At 71.7% G+C, this 15,599-nt stretch carries 15 protein-coding genes and 1 pseudogene; 7 read left to right on the top strand and 9 right to left on the bottom strand.

Annotation, left to right across the window (positions count from 1 at the left end; all coding sequences use genetic code 11):
- From cydD to ACTWPW_RS59195, 3 genes are all read right to left on the bottom strand, one after another.
- Positions 1-1,798 (bottom strand): thiol reductant ABC exporter subunit CydD (gene cydD / locus ACTWPW_RS59205; protein ID WP_443174250.1); only part of this gene is annotated, 1,798 nt, incomplete at its 3' end.
- A 6-nt stretch (positions 1,799-1,804) separates the two neighbouring features.
- On the bottom strand, positions 1,805-2,569 hold the full coding sequence (locus ACTWPW_RS59200; RefSeq protein ID WP_375116548.1) for a cytochrome d ubiquinol oxidase subunit II: 765 nt from the start codon (positions 2,567-2,569) through the stop codon (positions 1,805-1,807).
- A gap of 24 nt (positions 2,570-2,593) precedes the next feature.
- Positions 2,594-3,763: a cytochrome ubiquinol oxidase subunit I gene (locus ACTWPW_RS59195; RefSeq protein WP_443174249.1), complete on the bottom strand. Its 1,170-nt coding sequence runs from the start codon at positions 3,761-3,763 to the stop codon at positions 2,594-2,596.
- An 87-nt stretch (positions 3,764-3,850) separates the two neighbouring features.
- On the opposite strand from ACTWPW_RS59195, the gene ACTWPW_RS59190 reads away from it, so the two are divergent.
- Positions 3,851-4,186: a helix-turn-helix transcriptional regulator gene (locus ACTWPW_RS59190; protein WP_375116546.1), complete on the top strand. Its 336-nt coding sequence runs from the start codon at positions 3,851-3,853 to the stop codon at positions 4,184-4,186.
- Here the strand turns inward: ACTWPW_RS59190 and ACTWPW_RS59185 are convergent.
- The gene (locus ACTWPW_RS59185; RefSeq protein WP_443174248.1) at positions 4,176-4,850 is read right to left on the bottom strand and encodes a permease prefix domain 1-containing protein; all 675 of its coding nucleotides are present in this window, start codon (positions 4,848-4,850) and stop codon (positions 4,176-4,178) included. The genes ACTWPW_RS59190 and ACTWPW_RS59185 overlap by 11 nt on opposite strands.
- A 105-nt stretch (positions 4,851-4,955) precedes the next feature.
- Here ACTWPW_RS59185 and ACTWPW_RS59180 point away from each other — a divergent pair, with 105 nt between their 5' ends.
- Genes ACTWPW_RS59180 through ACTWPW_RS59170 form a run of 3 tightly spaced genes read left to right on the top strand, consistent with a single transcriptional unit; the run spans position 4,956 to position 6,071 of the window.
- Positions 4,956-5,309: a VOC family protein gene (locus tag ACTWPW_RS59180; RefSeq protein WP_443174247.1), complete on the top strand. Its 354-nt coding sequence runs from the start codon at positions 4,956-4,958 to the stop codon at positions 5,307-5,309.
- Positions 5,306-5,647, top strand: coding sequence for an ArsR/SmtB family transcription factor (locus ACTWPW_RS59175; RefSeq protein ID WP_375116543.1), 342 nt, complete (start codon positions 5,306-5,308; stop codon positions 5,645-5,647). The genes ACTWPW_RS59180 and ACTWPW_RS59175 overlap by 4 nt, the downstream gene beginning before the upstream one ends.
- Positions 5,625-6,071 carry an SRPBCC family protein gene (locus ACTWPW_RS59170; RefSeq protein WP_364112204.1) on the top strand — a complete coding sequence of 149 codons (447 nt, stop codon included), beginning with the start codon at positions 5,625-5,627 and terminating at the stop codon, positions 6,069-6,071. The genes ACTWPW_RS59175 and ACTWPW_RS59170 overlap by 23 nt, the downstream gene beginning before the upstream one ends.
- Positions 6,072-6,286: 215 nt before the next feature.
- On the opposite strand, the gene ACTWPW_RS59165 is transcribed toward ACTWPW_RS59170, so the two are convergent.
- Positions 6,287-7,648, bottom strand: coding sequence for a pentapeptide repeat-containing protein (locus tag ACTWPW_RS59165; protein ID WP_443174246.1), 1,362 nt, complete (start codon positions 7,646-7,648; stop codon positions 6,287-6,289).
- Between the two features lie 351 nt (positions 7,649-7,999).
- On the opposite strand from ACTWPW_RS59165, the gene ACTWPW_RS59160 reads away from it, so the two are divergent.
- Positions 8,000-8,374: a thioredoxin family protein gene (locus tag ACTWPW_RS59160; protein ID WP_364112208.1), complete on the top strand. Its 375-nt coding sequence runs from the start codon at positions 8,000-8,002 to the stop codon at positions 8,372-8,374.
- 69 nt (positions 8,375-8,443) lie between these two features.
- Here ACTWPW_RS59160 and ACTWPW_RS59155 read toward each other — a convergent pair whose 3' ends face one another.
- The 3 genes from ACTWPW_RS59155 to ACTWPW_RS59145 form a co-directional block, all read right to left on the bottom strand.
- A complete protein-coding gene (locus tag ACTWPW_RS59155; RefSeq protein WP_443174245.1) occupies positions 8,444-9,211 on the bottom strand; it encodes an SAM-dependent methyltransferase in 768 nt (255 codons plus the stop codon).
- Between the two features lie 149 nt (positions 9,212-9,360).
- Complete coding sequence (locus ACTWPW_RS59150) at positions 9,361-10,698, bottom strand: class II 3-deoxy-7-phosphoheptulonate synthase (protein ID WP_364112212.1); 1,338 nt, start codon at positions 10,696-10,698, stop codon at positions 9,361-9,363.
- A gap of 91 nt (positions 10,699-10,789) precedes the next feature.
- Positions 10,790-11,986: an FAD-dependent oxidoreductase gene (locus ACTWPW_RS59145; protein WP_375116540.1), complete on the bottom strand. Its 1,197-nt coding sequence runs from the start codon at positions 11,984-11,986 to the stop codon at positions 10,790-10,792.
- Positions 11,987-12,106: 120 nt separating this feature from the next.
- Here ACTWPW_RS59145 and ACTWPW_RS59140 point away from each other — a divergent pair, with 120 nt between their 5' ends.
- Together ACTWPW_RS59140 and ACTWPW_RS59135 are read left to right on the top strand one after the other, a co-directional pair.
- Entirely contained in the window at positions 12,107-13,093 is a 987-nt protein-coding gene (locus tag ACTWPW_RS59140) for an anti-sigma factor domain-containing protein (RefSeq protein WP_443174244.1), read from the top strand.
- A 47-nt stretch (positions 13,094-13,140) separates the two neighbouring features.
- Positions 13,141-15,369: a M64 family metallopeptidase gene (locus ACTWPW_RS59135; protein ID WP_443174243.1), complete on the top strand. Its 2,229-nt coding sequence runs from the start codon at positions 13,141-13,143 to the stop codon at positions 15,367-15,369.
- Here ACTWPW_RS59135 and ACTWPW_RS59130 read toward each other — a convergent pair.
- Positions 15,313-15,599 (bottom strand): annotated as a pseudogene (locus ACTWPW_RS59130) (phosphotransferase family protein); the annotation flags it as partial. The gene ACTWPW_RS59135 and the pseudogene ACTWPW_RS59130 overlap by 57 nt on opposite strands.

The following is a 15,599-nucleotide window of genomic DNA, read 5'->3' as shown; positions in this document are numbered from 1 at the left end:
CTTCGGCGGAGGCCGGGCGAGCGGCGGCGGCGACCGGTTGGGCGGCCGGTTGGGCGGCGGCCGGTTGAGCGGCTGATCGCGGTGCCGGCCGGGTGGCCGAGGGAGCGGCCGGCCGGGCGTCGGCACCAGCCGGCCGGATGGCGGGGGACCGGGTGGTGTCGGAGGTGATGCGGCCCTCGTGGACGCGGATGACGCGGTCGGCGAGGTCGATCATGGCTGGCCTGTGGGCCACGATGACGGCCGTGCGGTCCCGGGCCAGGTCCGAGGTGGCCGCGACCACCGCCGCCTCGCTGCGCCCGTCCAGCCGCGCCGTGGGCTCGTCCAGGAGAAGCGCCGTGGCGCCGGCCCGGCAGAAGGCGCGCGCCAGCGCGATCCGCTGCCGCTGCCCCGCCGAGAAGTTGGTCCCGCGCTCGCCCACCACCGTGTCGAACCCCTGGGGCAGCGCCGCCACGAAGTCCACGTGGGCCGCCGCGGCCGCCCGGCGGACCTCCTCCAGGGACGCCGCGGGCGCCCCGAGCCGGATGTTGTCGGCCACCGACGCCGCGAACAGGTGCGGCCGCTGCGCCACGAACGCCAGCCGCGCCCGCCAGCTCGCCAGGTCGAGGTCCCGCAGGTCCGTGCCGTCGATGAGGACCCGCCCCGCGGACGGCTCGACGAAGCCGAGGATGAGGTGGAGCAGCGTGCTCTTGCCCCCGCCGCTCTCGCCCACCAGGGCGACCCGCTCGCGCGGGCCGATGGTGAGCGAGACGTTCTCCAGCGCGGGGGTGTCCCGGCCCGGATAGCGTACGGTCACGTTCTCGAGGCGGATCTCCGGAGCCCCGCCGCCGGGGGACTCCCGGCGCCCCTCGCGCTCCCGCGGCTCCTCCGCCGACCGGTCCAGTACGGCGAAGGCCGCGTCGGCGGCGGCCACCCCCTCCATCGAGGCGTGGAAGCGCGTCCCCATCGCCCGCAGCGGCAGGTACGCCTCGGGTGCCAGCAACAGCACCAGCAGCGCCGTCGTCAGGTCCAGCGACCCCCCGAGCAGCCGCAGCCCGATCGGCACCGCCACCAGCGCCAGCGACAGCGACGCGCACAGCTCCAGCACCAGCGACGACAGGAACGCCACCCGCAACGTCCGCATGGTGGCGCCGCGGTGGGCGTCGGCGATCTGCCCGATGACCGTGGCCTGGTAGCGGGCCCGCCCGAACGCCCGCAGCGTGGGCAGGCCGCGCACCACGTCCAGGAAGTGGCCGCCGAGCCGCGACAGCGCCAGGAACTGCCGTTCGGTGACGGCCTTCGTCGTCATCCCGACCAGCGCGCCGAAGACGGGGATCAGGGGCAGCGTGATGAGCACGATCACCGCGCTCGCGAGGTCGGCCGCGAACAGCCGGATCAGCACGGCCAGCGGCACCACCGCGGCCACCGCGATCGACGGCAGGTAGCCGGTCAGGTAGGCGTCGAGCCGGTCCAGGCCGCGCCCCGCCAGCGTGACGAGCTCGCCGGAGCGGTGCGCGGCGAGCCGGCCGGGGCCCAGCTCGCGCAGCCGCTCCAGCAGCCGGTGCCGCAGGGCCGACTTCACGCCCGTCGCGGTCCGCCCGGCGAAGACACCCTGGGTCCAGGCCAGCAGCGCCCGTACGCCGACCACCGCCGCCAGCAGCGCCAGCGCGGCGGCGGTGAACCGGCCGGACAGCACCCCGGCCAGCAGCTCGGCCTGGACCAGCACGAGCAGCCCGGCCAGCAGCGCGGCGGCCATGGTGACACCGAGGTGGCGGCGGACCGAGCGCTCGGCCCGCATGAGTGCGAGGAGATCCTTGTGCACGTTCCCTCAGAAGAACGACGGGAGCCGGGAGACGTCCTTCCCTGGGCGGAAAGTGCGCCACACCCATACTTGCGCGCCCAGCATGATGGGTGCGAACGGCAGCACCATGACACTGAGCACATTCAACGTAGCCGGGGGCGCGCTGTGCTCCAGCAGGTACGGCATCGCGCCCGCGAGCACCCCCACCGCGGGCAGCGCGGCCACCAGACCCGAGACCAGCAGCACCCGCCCCGACCTGGTGGCGCCGAACACGCCCGGCGTCCGCCAGCCCAGGAACGTCCACCCGTGGAAGGCGAACAGCAGCGTCACCACCACGCCAAGCAGCAGCCCGACCGGGTGCACGGGGGAGGACTCGAACCCGGTGGCGGCCGCGTACAGCGCCATTCCCCAGCCCACGGACAGCCCCAGCGACCCGAACGCGATCGCCCCGTCCCACAGCCCGCGCCACGCGGAGCCGTCCAGCCTGCGCCGGAACCACAGCCCGGCGTCCCGCAGCACCCAGCACAGCAGCATGGCCACCACCAGCGGGTACAGCCCGAACAGCACCTCGCCCTCCAGCAGCGGGTAGACGCCGAACATCGTCCCGGCCACCGCCACCAGCCACACCTCGTTGGCCAGCACGTACGGGGCCATGGCGGCCACCATCCGGTCCCGGTTGGCGCGCGTCCTGCCCAGCACCGGCAGCAGCAGCCCGACCCCCAGGTCGAACCCTTCAAGCGCGAAGTAGCCGGCCAGCAGCACCGCGAAGAAGAAGAACCAGATCACTTCCATTGTCAGCACTCCTCAGTAGCCGGCTCAGTAACTCAGCGCGGGGGTCCGTGGCTCATCGGCGGCGGCCCCGAGGTCGAGGGCCCGCGGCCCGCGCCGGATCAGCCGGGCGATGAGGACGTAGTCGACGATCGCCAGCAGCCCCAGCACGGCCGCGAACCCGATGAGCGAGGCGGTCACCATGCCCGGCGTCAGGCCGGGCGACATGGCGTCGGCCACGGTGAGCTTCTCCCAGATCATCCAGGGCTGCCGCCCGATCTCCCGGGCCATCCAGCCCATGATCGACAGGGCGAACGGCAGCGGCGTCATCGCGATGAGGATCGGGTGCGTCCACCGCGCCCTCGGCAGGATGGAGATCATCGGCAGCATCACCAGCAGCACGACGAGCCCCAGCAACTGGCCGAACTCGATCATCAACCCGAGCCCGACGGCCGCCGCCACGTTGTGGTCGCCGAACTTGCCCTCCGGCACCCCGGCGAACTGCGCGTACCCGAAGCCCATCGTCAGGAAGATCCCGATGGCCGCCGTGACCACGCCCATGCGCAGCGACCGGGTGAAGAACTCCACCTCGGGGGCGCGCAGCCGCAGCCGCCACGCGCTGGCCCCCACCAGCACCATGCCGCCGGTGAACAGCCCGGCGCCGATCACGTGCGGGAAGGAGAAGATCAGGGCCTTGTTCGTGAGCAGGGCGCCGAAGTCGGTCAGCTCCATCCGACCGCCGGTGACCACGGCGCCCGCCGGGTTCTGCAGGAAGGAGTTGGCGACCATGATGTAGAACGCGCTCGCGTACGCCGTCAGCGTCACGACCCAGATGCAGGCCACGTGCGCCCACTTGGGCAGCCGCCCCCAGCCGAAGATCCACAGGCCCAGGAACGTGGACTCCAGGAAGAAGGCCACCAGCGTCTCCATCGCCAGCGGCGCGCCGAAGACGTCGCCCGCGTAGTGCGAGAGCCCGCTCCACGCCAGGCCGAACTGGAACTCCATCACCAGCCCGGTCACGATGCCCAGCGCGTAGTTGATGACGTAGACCTGCCCCCAGAAACGCGTCATGCCTTCGTGCAGCGGCTTGCCCGACCTCGCCCACCGGGTGTGCATGATCGCCACCAGCGGGGCCAGCCCCAGGGTGAGCACCACGAACAGGAAGTGCAGGCTGCCCGTCACCGCGAACTGCGTGCGTGCCAGATCCAGTACGTCCATACATCGCTCCGTTGTCGTGCCTCTCTATATGTAGAAAGCCTACATGTAGACTGGCTACATGAAGCACGGGTGTCTAGGATCGATGTCATGAATCCCGATGCGCTGCGCGGGCACATGGACGCGCTGCTGCTCTCAGTGTTGGAGCGAGAGCCGCTGCACGGCTACGCGATCATCGAGGCGCTCCAGGAGCGCAGCGGTGGTGCCCTCAACGTGCCCACGGGCACCGTCTATCCGGCCCTGCGCAGGCTGGAGCGCATCGGCTACCTGTCCAGCGAGTGGGCCACGGTGGGCGGGCGCAAGCGCCGCACCTACCGGCTGACCGACTCGGGCAGGAAGCAGCTGCAGGGGGAGCGATCGGCCTGGCGGGAGTTCACCACCGTGATCGGCGGCGTCCTGCGGGCCGAGGCCAGGGTCATCGGGTGAGGCCGGTGGCGGGTGCCCGGGTGATGCGTACGCAGCGCGTGGCGCAGTAGATCTGCATGCCCCACATGGCGGCGGTCACCAGGTTGGCCAGCACGCCCGGCAGGAAAGCGAGCGTGTTCGGCGCGTCCGTGCCGTATGACAGCAACAGCCCGAGCCCGGCCGTCACCGGTAGCGCCGTCCACACCAGCACGCCCAGCGACCTGGTCGCCACCCGCGGCCGGCGGATCCACCGTGCGCCCCGGCTCAGCGCGAACAGCACGAGCCCCCCGTAGAGCCCGGTGGCGAGCTGGATGATGTCCAGCAGCCGCGCGACGGTCACGTACCACGCCGGCCGGTTGATCCAGATGTCGTCGTGCGCCGGGTAGATCCGCCACAGCACCGACCACATGGCCACGGTGATCGGCACGCTGACGAACATCAGCACGCCCAGCCGCCGGCCGGAGGAGGCGGTCAGCTCGGACTGGTAGCCGGCCGCGATCTCGGAGACCTGCCCGAACTCCGCCACCGCCAGCCGCTCGGCCTCCGCCCGGTCGAGCCCGTCGGCCTCGAACGCGTCGGCGGTGTCGGTCAGGCTGTCGCGCGCCTCGACGACCATGTCGCGCTTGGGTCCCCGGGGCCCGGCCAGGGCATCCTCGAGTTCTGCCACGTAGTCGTCGATGAGCATGGCTCCCAGTGTACGGACGGTGATCCCCGGTCCCCATCAGGGAATTCCCTGATTTTCCGCCCGAGCGGTTGTCATGTAGGAAAAAGCCTACATATAGTGGCTGACATGCCAATCTCCTCCATCCTCACCATCACCGTGCCCGTCGCCGACCAGGCGAAGGCGCTCGACTTCTACACCGGCGTGCTCGGCTTCGAGGTCCGCACCGACAACCCGTTCCCCATGGGCCGCTGGCTCACCGTCGCCCCCAAGGGCGCCGAGACCGCGCTGCTGCTGGCCTCCTGGTTCCCGGACATGGCGCCCATCGGCGGCCTGGTCGTGGCCGCGCCCGACCTCGACGCGCTGGCCGCCCGGCTGCGCGAGCACGAGGTCGCCTTCGAGGGGCCGAGCGAGCAGGCGTGGGGCCGCCAGCTGCTCTTCCACGACCCGTTCGGCAACGGATTCGTGGTCAGCCAGGCGTGACGGCCGACCACGTCTTCGCCGCGCTGGCCAGCCCGGCCCGGCGCGAGCTGCTGCGACTGCTGCTCGACGAGGGCGCCCAGCCCGCCGGCCGGCTGGCCGAGCGGTTCGACATGAGCAGGCCCAGCGTGTCGGAGCATCTCAAGGTGCTCAGGGACGCGGGCCTGGTGGCCGAGACCCGCAAGGGCAGGGAACGCCACTACCGCCTGGAGGCGGCACCGCTCATGGAGCTGCGCGACTGGCTCACCCCGTACGAACGGTTCTGGCGGGAGAAGCTCACCGCCCTCACCACTCTGCTCGACGACATGGAGGACGACGATGTCCCACGAGAAGACCGCTGAAGATCTGCGCGCCATCCGGCTCGACCAGTTCATCGCGCACCCGCCCGCCAAGGTGTGGCGCGCGCTCACCGAACCCGAACTGGTCGCCCGCTGGCTCATGCCCAACGACTTCAAGGCGGAGGTGGGGCACCGGTTCACCTTCACCACGCAGCCCAAGAAGCAGGTCGGGTTCGACGGGGTGGTCCACTGCGAGGTGCTGCGGATCGAGCCGGAGAAGCTGCTGAAGATCAGCTGGAGCGACGGCAAGCGGGCCGACTGGACGGTCACCTGGCGGCTGGAGCCCGAGGGCAGGGGCACCCGGCTGTTCCTCGACCACGAGGGCTTCGACCCGGACGACGAGGTGCAGCAGCTGTCCCGGCGGATCATGGGCGGCGGCTGGCCCCGCCACTTCGGCGCCATCGAAGCCATCGCCGCCGACCTCTGACCCGCGCGCCCACCCGCGCGCCCACCCGCGCGCCCACCCGCGCACCCACCCGCGCGCCCACCCCGGGCCCGTCCCGCTCCGCCCGTCCGGTGGAAGCGGCAGGCGGGAGCACGCTCGGGCGGCTTCCGCCGGTTCGGCGGAGGCCGCGGGTGGGAGCACGCTCGGGCGCTCCCGCCCGTCCGGTGGGAGCGGCGCGGGTGGAGGGGCCGTACGGGTCAGCGGTGGACGGTTGGGTTCGGGGGAGCGGGGCGGTTGGTGGCGTGGGAGGCGGAGCCCCAGAGGACGGCGGCGGCCGTGATCGCCGCCAGCAGGGCGAACCAGGCCGCCGCCCGCCCCATGCGCATGCCGTACCCGCACAGGAGCCACGACACCGACAGCCACCACCCGTGGCCGGCCTGGCGCCGCATCTCCATGGCCGCGAACGCGAAGTCGGCCGAGGTGGCGCGGTCGCTGGGCCGCAGCCCCGCGTAGAGGGCGGCCAGCCGGTCGGGTGAGGTGCCCGGGTCGTCCGCGGCCCGGCCGCGCACGCTGGACTCGTCGGCCAGCGCCCGCCTCCGGGAGAACCAGCGCAGCATCGGCCAGCGCAGGCTCAGCCGCACCCCGCGCGGCGTGATCGCGAACGTGCAGTCCTTGACCCGCACCCCCGAGGGATGGGACAGCCCGGCGAACCGGCACGCCGACAGGTCCAGCCCGGACAGCCCCAGGTCGGTGGCCTCGACCTGCCGCAGCGACGTCAGCATGGACGTGCCCCGGCCCGTCACGGTGGCCGGGCCGCGCAGCACCGCGCCCTCCAGGTCGGCCTGCGAGTCCGTGAGCCGCACCGTCGTGGCGCCCGTCACCTCCACGCCGCGCAGGTCCACGCCGCAACGCGCGACCGCCACGTCCAGCGACCCGTCGGCGCGGGCCCGGGTCGCCGAGAGCCGGCCGGTGGCCGACAGGTACGCGTCCGCGGCGAAGTGCGCCGCCTCGAACCCGGCGTGCCCGCTGACCTTGCGGAACGACAGGGTACGGCCGAAGCGCGCCCCCCTGAAGGCGGCCCCGTCGCCGAGCCGGGCCCCGTCGAAGGTGGCGTACCCGTCGAACCTGGCCCGCTCGCACGACAGCCCGTGACCGAAAACGGCCTGGCTGAACAGCGCGTCGCGGGACATGACGGCCCGGTCGAGCGAGACGTGCCCGCGTACGGTGACGCCGTGAAAGGACAGCTCGCGGATGAACCGGACACCGGCCAGCGACACGTTGCCCTCGAACCGGGCGCCGAAGAACGAGGCCAGCCGGTCGAACCTGGCGTTGTCCAGCGACACGTCACCGGCGAACGTCACCCCGGGCAACCGGACGTCGCCGGTGAACCTGGCCCGGTCGAGCCGGGTGCGTCCCGGTCTGCCTCCGGTGGCCTCCAGGATCCTGGTCAGCAGGTCGGTGGTGACGGTGGTGCCGCGCAGGTCGAGCAGGCGTCCGGGGGACATCTCGCCGAGCGCCGCGCCGAGCTGTTCCGGGGTGAGGTGGGCGAGGCAGAAGCCGGACGGCCGGCTTGCGACTCCGGTGCAGGCAGCCGAATACGCGCAGGTGACCCAGTCCATGCATGGGTGATACCCGCCGCGGCCCATGTCAAGGTTCGATGATTTTATGTTGTAACCACATTTATGGGGAAATATGCAGTCTAAATTCCCCGTAATGTGCCCGACATGCGTGCTACATCCCGAGCGTCCCTGGCCGCCCCGAGTGCGGTAGCCGGTGCCGCCGGACCGTGCGCGTCAAGGGGAGCTTGACAGCCGGCCGTCGCCCGCCGTTCGTGGACGATCCCCCGACGGGGGAACGCCTGCCGCCTCCCCTCACACCGCCGCGCCCGGCGCCGGAGCATGGAATGCTGGTGGAGGGTACGTGGTTGAAAACGGATGCATTTGCAGCTACGAACAAGCGAGGAGCCACTTGTGGCGACCATCGAAGTAACCGAGAAGAACTTCAACGACATCGCCGACAAGGGGATCGTGCTGCTCGACTTCTGGGCCGAGTGGTGCCCGCCGTGCAAGAAGTTCGGCCCGATCTTCGAGCAGGCGTCGGACAAGCACGACGACATCACCTTTGGCAAGATCGACACGGACGCGGAGCAGGGGCTCGCGCAGGGGTTCGACATCACCTCGATCCCCACGCTGATGGCCATCCGTGACGGCATCGTGGTTTTCGCCCAGGCAGGTGCCATCCCGGCGCCCGCGCTGGACGACCTGATCCGGCAGGTCAGGGCGCTCGACATGGACGCCATCCGGGCCGAGCTCAGCGAGGAGCTGAAGAACGCCCAGCAGAACTGACCCCGTCCCCGCGACCTGCCCCGCCCGTACGGCGGGGCTTTCGCGTTTCCGGGGCCGGTTCCCTCCGGGTCAGGGCTTGCGCCCGACCCCCACGTAACCGAAGTCGATGCCGTTGCCCGGGGCGGACGGGTCGTCCGGACGCCAGCCGTTCGGGAACGTCAGCCCCGGCTCGGCCAGCTCGTAACCGTCGAAGAACCGCAGGATCTGCTCGCGGGTCCGGAGGTTCAGCGCGGCCGTGGCCTTCTTGTAGATCTCCAGGGCCTGCGGGGTGGTGTCCGGTGTGGGGTCCACCGCGTGGCTGATCACCAGGTGGCTGCCCGGCGCGCTCGTCTCGCGCAGCTTGGTCACCACGTCGTAGGCGATGTCGTCCGGGATGAAGTGCAGGATCGCCAGCATCAGGAACGCCACCGGCTGGTCGAAGTCCACCAGCGAGCCCAGCTTGTTCAGCAGCTCGTCCGGCTCGCGCACGTCGGCCTGCAGGAAGTCGACGTTCTCCTTCCTGGCCAGCAGCGCCCTGCCGTGCACGCACACCACGGAGTCGTAGTCCACGTAGACCACGCGGGCCTCGGGAGCGATCTCGTGCGTGTTGCCCTGGGTCGGCAGGCCGGCGCCCAGGTCGACGATCTGCCGAACGCCCGAGTCCACCAGGTGCCGCACCGCGCGGCGCAGGAAGGCCCGGTTCGCCCGGGCGCCCTCCTTGGTGTGCGGGAAGTTCTTGAGGATCTGCTCCGCCGCTGCCCGGTCGGCCGCGAAGTTGTCCTTGCCGTCGAGGTAGTAGTCGTACATGCGCGCGACGTTGGGGACGTTTGGGTCGACCCCCTCCGGAGCACTATCCACGTCGTTATCTCCCGAAATATTGGTATCTTTCGGGGCGATCATAGTCGTGGGACCCGTCAATTCACCGGAATTCGCTTACGTCCGGCAATGAGACCTAAATCACTCAGGCCCCATGGGCGGGCCGGAGGGTGTCCGGCCCGCGCGCCAGGTCAGCCGCGGTAGAGCTCGGCCACCCGGAAGGCCAGGTCGAGCGACTGGCTGCGGTTGAGCCGGGGGTCGCACGCCGTCTCGTAGCGCGTCGCGAGATCGGTCTCGCCGATCTCGTGCCCGCCGCCCACGCACTCCGTCACGTCGTCGCCGGTGAACTCGATGTGGATGCCGCCGGGGTGCGTGCCGAGCGACCGGTGCACCTCGAAGAAGCCCGCCACCTCGTCCAGCACGTCGTCGAGGCGGCGCGTCTTGTGCCCGCTCGGCGCCTCGAACGTGTTGCCGTGCATCGGGTCGCAGATCCACGCCACCCGTGCCCCGGTGGCGGTGACCTCCTTGACCAGCGCCGGCAGGTGCTCGCGGATCTTGGAGGCGCCCATCCGGGTGATGAACGTGAGCCGCCCCGCCTCGTTGGCCGGGTTGAGCTTGTCGATGAGCGCCAGCGCCTCGTCCGGCGTGGTCGTGGGGCCGAGCTTGACGCCGATCGGGTTGCGGATCTTGGCGAAGAAGTCGACGTGGGCCCCGTCGAGCTGGCGGGTGCGCTCGCCGATCCAGACCATGTGCGCCGACACGTCATAGGGCAGCCCGGTGCGCGAGTCGATCCGCGTGAGCGCGCGGTCGTAGTCGAGGATGAGCGCCTCGTGCGAGGAGTAGAACTCGACCGTGTGGAACTCCTCGGGGTCGGCCCCGCAGGCCCGCATGAACGCCAGCGCCTGGTCGATCTCCCTGGCCAGCTGCTCGTAGCGGCGCCCGGCCGGCGACTCGCCCACGAAGTCCTGGTTCCACGCGTGCACCTGCCGCAGGTCGGCGTAGCCGCCCTTGGTGAACGCCCGCGCCAGGTTGAGGGTCACGGCCGAGGAGTGGTAAGCCTTGAGCAGCCGCCACGGGTCCGGCTGGCGCGACTCGGCGGTGAAGTCGAAGCCGTTGACCATGTCGCCCCGATAGGCGGGCAGCTCGACGCCGTCGCGGACCTCGGTGCCCTTGGAGCGCGGCTTGGCGAACTGCCCGGCCACCCGGCCGATCTTCACGACCGGCACCCGGCCGGCGTAGGTCAGCACGATGGCCATCTGCAGCAGCGTCTTCAGCTTTTGGCGCACGTTGTCGGCGGTCGCGCCGGAGAAGGTCTCGGCGCAGTCACCGCCCTGCAGGACGAACGCCTCGCCACGGGCGACGGCGGCCAGCTGCTCCTTGAGCTGGTCGCACTCGCCGGCGAAGACCAACGGGGGCAGGCCGCCGAGCTCGGCGACAACCTTGTCGAGCTCGCCGCGGTCCGGCCAGTCAGGCTGCTGCGCCGCGGGGAGGGCTCGCCAGGAATCGAGATCCACGAGATTGCTGCTCACGAGATACGAGGGTATTCCACTGGCTCGACCCCACCGACCCCCTTGTCCACGTTGTGAGAATGCGGTTATACGCGTACGAACCCAGAGGAAGTCAAAGTTCCTTTACTGTCACGTGCTCGGGTCTGACACCGTGGCCGATGAAGCGCGCCGCCACCCGGTTGATCACCGGGATCCTCGTCAGGTCGCGCGGCATCCTGGAGGGGTCGAAGCGCCGTGACAGCGCGGGGCTGATCACCCGGTTCTGCACGAGCCGCTGGGCCGCCTGCGTGATCCGGGTCGGCAGCATGCGCCGCCGCTGCAACCGGTGGAGCGTGGACTCGGGGATCGGCGCGCCCGCCCTGAGCGGCCCGGCCAGCAGGTTGGCCGTGGCGACCGCGTCCTGCACGGCCAGGTTGACGCCCACCCCGAACACCGGCGACATGGCGTGCGCGGCGTCCCCGATGCACAGGAAGCCGGGCCGGTGCCAGCGGCGCAGCCGGTCGAGCGCGACCGTGAGCACGCTGACGTCGTCGAAGCCGGCGATCTGCCCGGCCCGCTCCGCCAGCCACGGCAGCAGCTCGGCCACCGGGCCGCGCAGGGCGTCGATGCCGCTTTTTCGCAGCGTGTCGTAGCCGCCCTTGGGGATCAGGTACGCCAGCTGCCAGTACGTCTCCCGGTTGATCGCGACCATCATGTGCCCCGACGACACGCGCAGGAACGTGTCGTCCCGGTCACCGGCGTGTCTGGGCAGCCGGAACCACACCACGTCCATCGGCGCGCCGAGGCTCTCGGGCACCAGCCCGGCCCGGCCGCGCAGCACCGAGTGCCGCCCGTCGGCGGCGACCGTCAGGTCCGCCCTGATCTCGTGCTCGCCGGACCCGTCCCGGTAGCGCAGCCCGCGCACGGCGCCGCCCTCGCGGATCAGGTCATGGGCCTCGGCGTTCATCAGCAGCCGGAACCCGGGGTAGCGCCCGGCGGCCGAGGTGATGAGCTTGAGGAGGTCCCACTGCGGCACGAACGCGATGTAGCCGTACCTGCCGGGCAGCCTGCGCAGGTCCGCCAGCCTGATGTCGCCGATGTCGGAGACCATCTTGAGCCCGTACGCCTTGCGGTGCGGGAGCTCCAGGAATTCCTGGGCCAGCCCGAGCTCGTCGAGCACCTGCAGCGTCGAGGGGTGGATCGTGTCACCCCGGAAATCCCGCAGGAAGTCGCCGTGTTTCTCCAGCAGCGTCACCTCGACGCCCGCCCTGGCCAGCAGCAGGGCGAGCATCGCTCCGGCGGGACCGCCGCCCGCTATCACGCAGCCCATAATTCATCACCCCATGAAATTCTCGCACGTCATGTGAAAAGAGCAAGCATCAGAGCCATCCGGCGTGCCCGAACAGCCGAAGTACATGCGTGAGCCGCCTCTCACACCAGGGAGTGGACGATGAAGGACGAACTCCACACCCTCTCTGGCGCCTACGCCGTGCACGCACTGCCGTACGCCGAGTGGGTGCTGTTCGAGGAGCACCTGCACGCCTGTCAAGGATGCGCGGCCGAGGTGCGCCGCCTGCGGGAGACGGCCGCGAGGCTGGCGGAGGCGGTGGCCGAGCCACCGCCCGCCGGACTTCGGATCCGCCTCCTCGACGCCGCACACCGGTCACGGCCCCCCGATGCCCGGTCCGATCCCCGGTCCGACGGCCGGTCCGCTGACCGGCCCGACGGCTGGCCCGGCCACTGGCCCGAGCGGGTGGCCGACGACAGCCCGACCGTCTGGAGACCGCCGAGGGAGCGCGCGCCCGCGGCCCTGCCGCCCGACGCCCCCACGATGGGTCTCCCGGGCGGCCTCCCGGGCGGGCGGCAGGTCACCGACCCGCCGACGCTCAGCCTGCCGCCGGAGGCCGCGTTCCGGATGGCGCCGGAGATCCCCGTGACCCCGGAGGGAGGGCAGGTGGTCCCGCTGCGGCGCAGGCGTACGAAGGTGCTGGCAGCGCTGTCGGCGGTGTCCGCGGCGGCCGCGGTCGCGCTCGGCGCGGTCGCCATCGACGCGCGCCGCGACCTGGGCGACCTGACCACCAGGAACGAGGAGATGATCGCCGTGCTGGCCGCCCCGGACGCCGAGACGATGCGGCAGCCCGTCACCACCGGCGGCACCGGCACGCTCGTCATCTCCCGCGCCGAGGGACGCATGGTGTTCACCTCGTCCGGCCTGGCCGACCTGCCGGACACGCAGGTGTACGAGCTGTGGCTGATGGGCCCCGACGGGCCGCGCCCCGCCGGCCTGCTCGACCGGAGCCGGGACGGGGTGAGCCCGCCCGTGGTGGTCACGCCGCTGGACCGCGACGAGCGCGTGGCGCTCACCGTCGAGCCCGCGCGGGGCTCGGACAAGCCCACGACCCAGCCCGTCATGCTGGCCGAGCTGCCCGAGGCGTGATCGAATCGGGATGGACTGCCGGGCCTGACGGACCGATAGTGCATCTCATGCGTACTTTCGCGGCCCTGGTGCTGGCCGCCGCCATGTTATGTGTGTCACCGGCCACCCCGGCGAGCGCCACCGCCGAACCGGGCTCCGCCACGGTCGTGCCCGTGCAGGTCACCGGCACGACGGCCAAACGATTCAACCTGATCATCATGGGCGACGGCTACACCGAGGCCGAGCAGGCCCGGTTCCGGGCCGACGCCGACCGGCACCTCAACGTGATGTGGTCGATCGAGCCGTTCAAGTCGTACCGGAACTACATCAACGTCTACCGGATCGACATCGTCTCGGGGGAGTCGGGCATCAGCTGCGACCCCGGTCTGGACGCGCCGCGCCGTACGACGCCGCTGAGCATGGGCTTCTGGGGCCGGTGCAACCCGAACAGCGTCCAGCGCCTGATCACCATGGACAACGCCGCCGCCACCCGCTACGCCGACCTGGTCACCGGCACCTCCTCCGGCAACCGGCAGATCCTCGCCCTCGGCAACAGCGGCACGTACGGCGGCGCGGGCGGCTCGTACGCCACCGCCTCCGGCAGCAACAGCATGTCCGCCCTGATCAGCCCGCACGAGCTGGGCCACTCCCTGGGCGGCCTGCAGGACGAGTACGACTACTACCAGCGCGGCGTCCCCGGCGGCGCCTACACCGGCCCCGAGCCGTCCAGCGCCCACCACACGCTGCTCACCGAGCAGGAGCTGCGCGACCAGCGCAGGAAGTGGTGGCGCTGGCTGGGCGAGCCCAGCGAGTCGGGCGGCCCGATCGGCCGCTACGAGGGCGGCCTGTACTACACCAGCGGTGTCTGGCGGCCGAGCGCCCACTCGATGATGAAGACCCTCGGCTACTACTTCGACCAGGTCAGCCGCGAGGTCATGGTGCAGCGCATCACCGCCAAGACCATGGTGATCCAGGACTCCACGCCGACGGGCGCGCCGGTCGGCGCCGACCGGGTGCTCTGGGTCGAGCCGATGCGCCCCGTCAGCCACTCCCTGACGACCACCTGGAACGTGGACGGCAAGGACCTCCCCGGCGACCGCGACACCCTCGACCTGCGCACGCTCGGCCTGGCCCCGGGCACGCACACGGTCACCGCCACCGTCTCCGACCCGACCGGGTTCGTCCGCGACCCGGCGATCAGGACCGCCATCACCAGGACCCGCACCTGGACGGTGGACACCGCCCGCACCACCCCGCCGGACGGCGTCGAGCCCGCGTTCGTCTCCTCCACCCCCACCGACCGGCCGCTCGGCCGCGACGACGTCGTGTACGTCGAGACCACCCACCCCGCCGCGGCCGTGCCCGAGGTCACCTGGACGCTGAACGGCGACCGGTTCACGGGCACCGACCTGGACCTGGGCGAGCGCGACCTGAAGCCGGGCACGCACACGCTCACCGCCAGCCTCGGCGGCCGGACGCTGACGTGGACGGTCGACGCCACCGCGCCGGACACCGGGTACGAGCTGTCCCGGCCGCTGGCCAGGTCCGGCCACACCTACGTCTACAACGGCCCCTTCACCATGCGGCTCACCGGCTCCGACGACCGCGACGGGTACGTGGTGTCGGAGTCGCGGGTGGACGGCGACGGCTGGTTCAACTACTTCGGCTGGCCCACGTCCTCGGAGCTGCCGTGGACGTTCTCCGAACAGGGCACGGTGATCGACTCCCTCGTGTACGGCAAGCTGCCGCGCGGCCGGCACACGATCGAGTACCGCTCCATCGACGCCGCCGGGAACTACGGCGATCCGGAGGACTTCACCGTCACCACCATCGCCCCGCCGCCGGCGTGCACCCGCACGGTCACCGGCACGCACCAGGGCGCGCTCACCGTCGCCGACGGCGTCACCTGCCTGGACGGCGCCCAGGTCACGGGGGCGGTCACGGTCCGGCCGGGCGCCTCGCTGGTGGTGACCGGCGGCCGGATCACCGGCGCGCTCACCGCGGCCGGGCCCGCCGAGGTGCACCTGCTCGGCGCCCGCGTCAGCGGCGCGCTCGCGGTGAGCGGGGCCGGGAACCTGACGATCGTGGGCGCCGACCTGCGCGGTGCCGCGCTGCTGAGCGGCAACACGGCACCGGTCCTGTCGGGCACCACGGTCAGGGGCGCGCTCGCCTGCCCGGGGAACACGCCCGTGGACCTCGGCGTGCCGAACACGGTCAAGGGCGGCGGCCGGTGCGCCGACCTAGCGGACGGCCCCCGGGGCCGCGCGTACGAGGCGGTCCAGCACCTCGCCCAGTGAGGCGGTCGCGAGATCGCGGACCCTGGCGTACTCGTCCTCCGGGTACTGCCGGGGTCCGTTCTCGACCAGCAGGATCAGGTACAGGTAGGCCCGGTAGAGGTCGATCCGGATGCGCGCCGCCGGGGTGAGCTCCAGCGGCGTCACCTCGCGGTAGCCCGCCAGCAGCGGGTCGTCCTCCTTCAGCTCGCCGAAGATCGTCGGCGTGACGAACTCGGCGAGCGGGTCGCCCC

It is taken from the genome of Nonomuraea sp. KM90, from assembly GCF_052246675.1.
Classification (GTDB): domain Bacteria; phylum Actinomycetota; class Actinomycetes; order Streptosporangiales; family Streptosporangiaceae; genus Nonomuraea.
The sequence above is the reverse complement of the archived record's forward strand: the minus strand, read 5'-3'. Positions and strand labels throughout refer to the sequence as shown.

Excerpts from the sequence above, each read along its gene's own strand:
- ACTWPW_RS59200 (WP_375116548.1), bottom strand. The coding sequence starts at position 2,569 with ATGGAAGTGATCTGGTTCTTCTTCTTCGCGGTGCTGCTGGCCGGCTAC.
- ACTWPW_RS59195 (WP_443174249.1), bottom strand. The coding sequence starts at position 3,763 with ATGGACGTACTGGATCTGGCACGCACGCAGTTCGCGGTGACGGGCAGC.
- ACTWPW_RS59190 (WP_375116546.1), top strand. The coding sequence starts at position 3,851 with ATGAATCCCGATGCGCTGCGCGGGCACATGGACGCGCTGCTGCTCTCA.
- ACTWPW_RS59185 (WP_443174248.1), bottom strand. The coding sequence starts at position 4,850 with ATGCTCATCGACGACTACGTGGCAGAACTCGAGGATGCCCTGGCCGGG.
- ACTWPW_RS59180 (WP_443174247.1), top strand. The coding sequence starts at position 4,956 with ATGCCAATCTCCTCCATCCTCACCATCACCGTGCCCGTCGCCGACCAG.
- ACTWPW_RS59170 (WP_364112204.1), top strand. The coding sequence starts at position 5,625 with ATGTCCCACGAGAAGACCGCTGAAGATCTGCGCGCCATCCGGCTCGAC.
- ACTWPW_RS59165 (WP_443174246.1), bottom strand. The coding sequence starts at position 7,648 with ATGGACTGGGTCACCTGCGCGTATTCGGCTGCCTGCACCGGAGTCGCA.
- ACTWPW_RS59145 (WP_375116540.1), bottom strand. The coding sequence starts at position 11,986 with ATGGGCTGCGTGATAGCGGGCGGCGGTCCCGCCGGAGCGATGCTCGCC.
- ACTWPW_RS59140 (WP_443174244.1), top strand. The coding sequence starts at position 12,107 with ATGAAGGACGAACTCCACACCCTCTCTGGCGCCTACGCCGTGCACGCA.
- ACTWPW_RS59135 (WP_443174243.1), top strand. The coding sequence starts at position 13,141 with ATGCGTACTTTCGCGGCCCTGGTGCTGGCCGCCGCCATGTTATGTGTG.